The organism is Subtercola sp. RTI3 (assembly GCF_035018625.1).
In the GTDB taxonomy this organism is placed as follows: Bacteria; Actinomycetota; Actinomycetes; order Actinomycetales; family Microbacteriaceae; genus Subtercola; species Subtercola vilae.
The window spans coordinates 1-3,397 of the sequence record NZ_JASJXO010000106.1 but is presented as its reverse complement, the minus strand read 5'-3'; the positions used below and the strand labels follow the sequence as shown (position 1 = coordinate 3,397).

Sequence of the window (3,397 nt, the reverse complement as noted above, 5' to 3'; positions counted from 1 at the left end):
AACGGCTTGACCTGAGCACGAGAGCCGGTTAATGGAACGGGTGAACAAGGAGATCAAACGCCGCACCGACGTCGTCGTCATCTTCCCCGACCGCGACAGCATCATCCGCCTCGTCGGCGCCGTCCTCGCCGAGCAACACGACGAATGGGCCGAATCGCGCCGCTACCTCGGCCTCGAAGCCCTCGCCAAAAGCCAAGCCGCAGGCACCAAACCAGACCAGGAGGTGACCACCGACCTCGCACTCAGCGCCTAACCCAACGAAAGATCACACCGATTCAGATACACCACGAAAAAGGACTTGACCGCGGACCGCTGGCTGGCCCCGGAAACCTACTAATGAAAACCGCCGAAAACACCGTTAGCGTTACAGACCCATAGCGGCTCGGGCATGGAGTCGTGTGGTCGGGAAGGTGGGGATGGGACTGTCGTGTTCGCTGATGAGTAACTCGATTTCGGTGCAGCCGAGAATGATGCCCTCGGCGCCTCTGTGATGGAGGGCGGCGATGACCGATACGTATTGTGTGCGGGACGCGTCACTCACTATCCCGAGCACGAGTTCTTCATAAATGATCCGGTGGATGATCTGCCGCTGGGCGGCGTCGGGCACGAGCACGGTCAGCCCGTGGGTGGAGATACGGTCTTTGTAAAAGCCTTGTTCCATGGTGAACGAGGTTCCGAGTAACCCGACCGTGGTCATCCCGGAGTCCGTGACGGCAGCAGCTGTGGTGTCCGCTATATGCAGAAGCGGGATGGCAACCGCGCTCTGTATGCTGGGTGCGACTTTATGCATGGTGTTGGTGCAGAGAACGATGAAGTCAGCTCCGGCCGCTTCCAGGCGGCGGGACTGCTCGGCCAGTAGCTGGCCGGCGGCATCCCAGTCGTTGGTGGATTGGAGATGTTCGATCTCGGCGAAGTCGACCGAGGCCAGAATGATTTTCGCGGAGTGTAGGCCGCCGAGCTGATCACGAACACCTTCGTTGATCAGTTGGTAGTACAGGGCGGAGCTTTCCCAGCTCATCCCGCCGAGCAATCCGATTGTCTTCATCTTTGGAGACTAAAGGAAAACACTGCCGGCCTGACGAGGCGGTGGGCTGGGGCGATGGCAGCGGATCTGAGCAAATTCGTCCTTTATGTCTTCACGCGTGATGTCCTCATCGAGTTTGATCCCGACCGTGATGATGTTCACGCCCCACAGTTCGTTGAACGTCTCGTCAGGGAGATTGATGCGTTTGAGGCGAAACCCACGTGGGGTCTGGGGTTGTGTTTTAGCGGGCGGTCTCGAACGATTTCCTCGCTGAAACTGAACGGGATCGGTTGGTGCAGGTCACTCGCTGCCGGCACTTCAGCACTCAGGTGCGCGCGGAGCAGTGTTGTACCCAGCATTTCATCTCGCACGTCTACTATCCTCACGTGGTGACACGCCCCCATCGTCGGTAGGCACAGGAAGAAGATTGACTGAATGGTTCACGCCAGTATCCCCAGCCCTCCGATCAGTTCTTTCAACATCGGGCCGCTGACGATTCACTTCTATGCAATGTGCATCCTCGTCGGTATCATCATCGCGGTGTGGCTGACTCAACGTCGCCTCGCGAAGCACGGCGCCGAAAAGGGCACCGTCCTCGACATCGCTCTCTGGGCGGTCCCGTTCGGAATCGTCGGGGGCCGTTTCTATCACGTGGTGACGCACCCGAACGACTATTTTTTCCCCGGCGCTGACCTCTGGAAGACCCTGTACGTGTGGGAAGGCGGACTGGCGATCTTTGGCGGGATCCTCTTCGGCGGTCTCGGCGCTCTCATCGCCTGCCGACGCAGAGGGATCCGGTTCTGGGCATTCGCTGACGCCCTCGCCCCGGGGCTGCTTTTCGCTCAGGCGTTCGGCCGGTTCGGTAACTACTTCAACCACGAACTCTACGGCGGCCCGACAACACTGCCGTGGGGTTTGCAGATCGAATCGACCAACGCGGCCTTCCCGCCGGGCCTGCCCGCGGGAACCCTGTTTCATCCCCTCTTTCTGTACGAGATGATCTGGAATATCGGCGGGGCGTTCCTGATCATCTACATCGAGCGCCGACTGCGGTTGCACTCCGGGGAAGTTCTTGCCCTGTACTTCATCTGGTACGGCTCCGGGCGGGCGTTTTTCGAATGGTTGCGTCTGGACCCGACAGAGTTCACGTTCCTGGGCCTCAAAGCCAACGTCATCGCCGCGCTCCTGCTCGCCATAGCCGGCGTCGTCCTTCTGATCGTGCAACTGCGGCGAAACCTGCCCTACCCGGAAAGCGCTTACCGGCCAGGACAGGAACCAGCCACCGTCACCCAGCCCGACGATCACCACACCCCTAGCGATGAGACAGCGCTTGATAAAATCGGGTCCGCACCTCTCGGGGCACCGGAGCGCACGAAGTGAACCAGACCACGTCCCTGTCCACCGTGCAAGCAGCGCAGCTCGGTGAGAACCGCGCACAGAGAGTTGACGGGTGAGCGCGCGGCGCAGGGAGCCCGTCGGCCCTGCCATCCGCCCGCTAATCGTCTTCGTGCTCGCTCTGGGCGCCGCAGCACTCATCCAGCAAGGACCTTGGCTGGCTTTCGCTCTGGGCGTCCCTGTGCTCGCTGGCACTTTCGTTACACTCGCGCTCATCCAACGTCAATCTAAACGGCCACCGAAATAAGTCATGGCTACGCCAAGTAGATTGAGGGCCAAGGGATGGCTTGATTGAAGGCCGTCTTCGCCGTCGTGAGTTTGAGCCCTCACCATTCAATTATGTGAAAACGTGCATAAATGCAACCGACCGATCGGCGGATCGTCTGTGGCAGCGACGGAACGGCGCGCCCGTCGTCTTCGGTCTGGAGGCGCGCGTGAGGGTCGTGGGCACAGTTCAGGCGCCGGCTGGTGTCGTGATCATCCTGAGCTTGATGTGACGTTACGTGCGACGCCGGCGAGAATTGCGCCCCTACGGTGAAACTGTCGGCCTGACTTTTGCTGACCACTGAGGGCTGGCCTATTCGGTGAGACCGAGTTGGTGTTGTTGTTCTTCGTCGAGGAGGTACTCGATGAAGGTTCCGGTGAGGGTCCCGATCAGTTTGACGAGCTGGGTTTGGGTTGCCATCACGCTGGTGAGGAGGGTGTTCATCCTGGCGAGTTGGTCGTGCTCGTTTTCTATAATCCCATCGCGTTGCTCGTTCGCGATGACAGTCATCGCTTCTGTGATCGCGGTGATTTGCTCGGCGAGATCGTGAACGCGTTGCGTGTTGAACATGGCAGCCTTCCCTCCATCATTAGGTGGGGTCTAGTCCCATTATCGTCTGTGGCTACGAGGGGTGTGTGAATATTCGCTTCGATGAGCACCGTCTATGGTGCGGTTGAGCCCCGTTGTTTAGGTGCGTGATTGGCATCGTTCAG

General features: G+C 59.6%; 4 protein-coding genes and 1 pseudogene. 2 read left to right on the top strand and 3 right to left on the bottom strand.

What is annotated here, in order from left to right; all coding sequences use genetic code 11:
- Positions 1–34: 34 nt before the first annotated feature.
- A pseudogene (locus tag QN358_RS18740) lies at positions 35–253 on the top strand (transposase); the annotation flags it as partial.
- 111 nt (positions 254–364) lie between these two features.
- Here the strand turns inward: QN358_RS18740 and QN358_RS18735 are convergent.
- Together QN358_RS18735 and QN358_RS18730 are read right to left on the bottom strand one after the other, a co-directional pair.
- Positions 365–1,045, bottom strand: coding sequence for an aspartate/glutamate racemase family protein (locus tag QN358_RS18735; protein WP_323513264.1), 681 nt, complete (start codon positions 1,043–1,045; stop codon positions 365–367).
- Between the two features lie 9 nt (positions 1,046–1,054).
- Positions 1,055–1,186, bottom strand: coding sequence for a hypothetical protein (locus QN358_RS18730; protein WP_323513263.1), 132 nt, complete (start codon positions 1,184–1,186; stop codon positions 1,055–1,057).
- 273 nt (positions 1,187–1,459) lie between these two features.
- Between QN358_RS18730 and lgt the strand changes: the two genes are divergently transcribed.
- On the top strand, positions 1,460–2,404 hold the full coding sequence (lgt, locus tag QN358_RS18725; RefSeq protein WP_323513262.1) for a prolipoprotein diacylglyceryl transferase: 945 nt from the start codon (positions 1,460–1,462) through the stop codon (positions 2,402–2,404).
- Between the two features lie 592 nt (positions 2,405–2,996).
- On the opposite strand, the gene QN358_RS18720 is transcribed toward lgt, so the two are convergent.
- A complete protein-coding gene (locus QN358_RS18720; protein ID WP_323513261.1) occupies positions 2,997–3,254 on the bottom strand; it encodes a hypothetical protein in 258 nt (85 codons plus the stop codon).
- Between the last annotated feature and the right edge of the window lie 143 nt (positions 3,255–3,397).

What these genes read in the sequence shown, in the direction of transcription:
- QN358_RS18735 (WP_323513264.1), bottom strand. Translation starts at nt 1,045, where the DNA reads ATGAAGACAATCGGATTGCTCGGCGGGATGAGCTGGGAAAGCTCCGCC.
- lgt (WP_323513262.1), top strand. Translation starts at nt 1,460, where the DNA reads ATGGTTCACGCCAGTATCCCCAGCCCTCCGATCAGTTCTTTCAACATC.
- QN358_RS18720 (WP_323513261.1), bottom strand. Translation starts at nt 3,254, where the DNA reads ATGTTCAACACGCAACGCGTTCACGATCTCGCCGAGCAAATCACCGCG.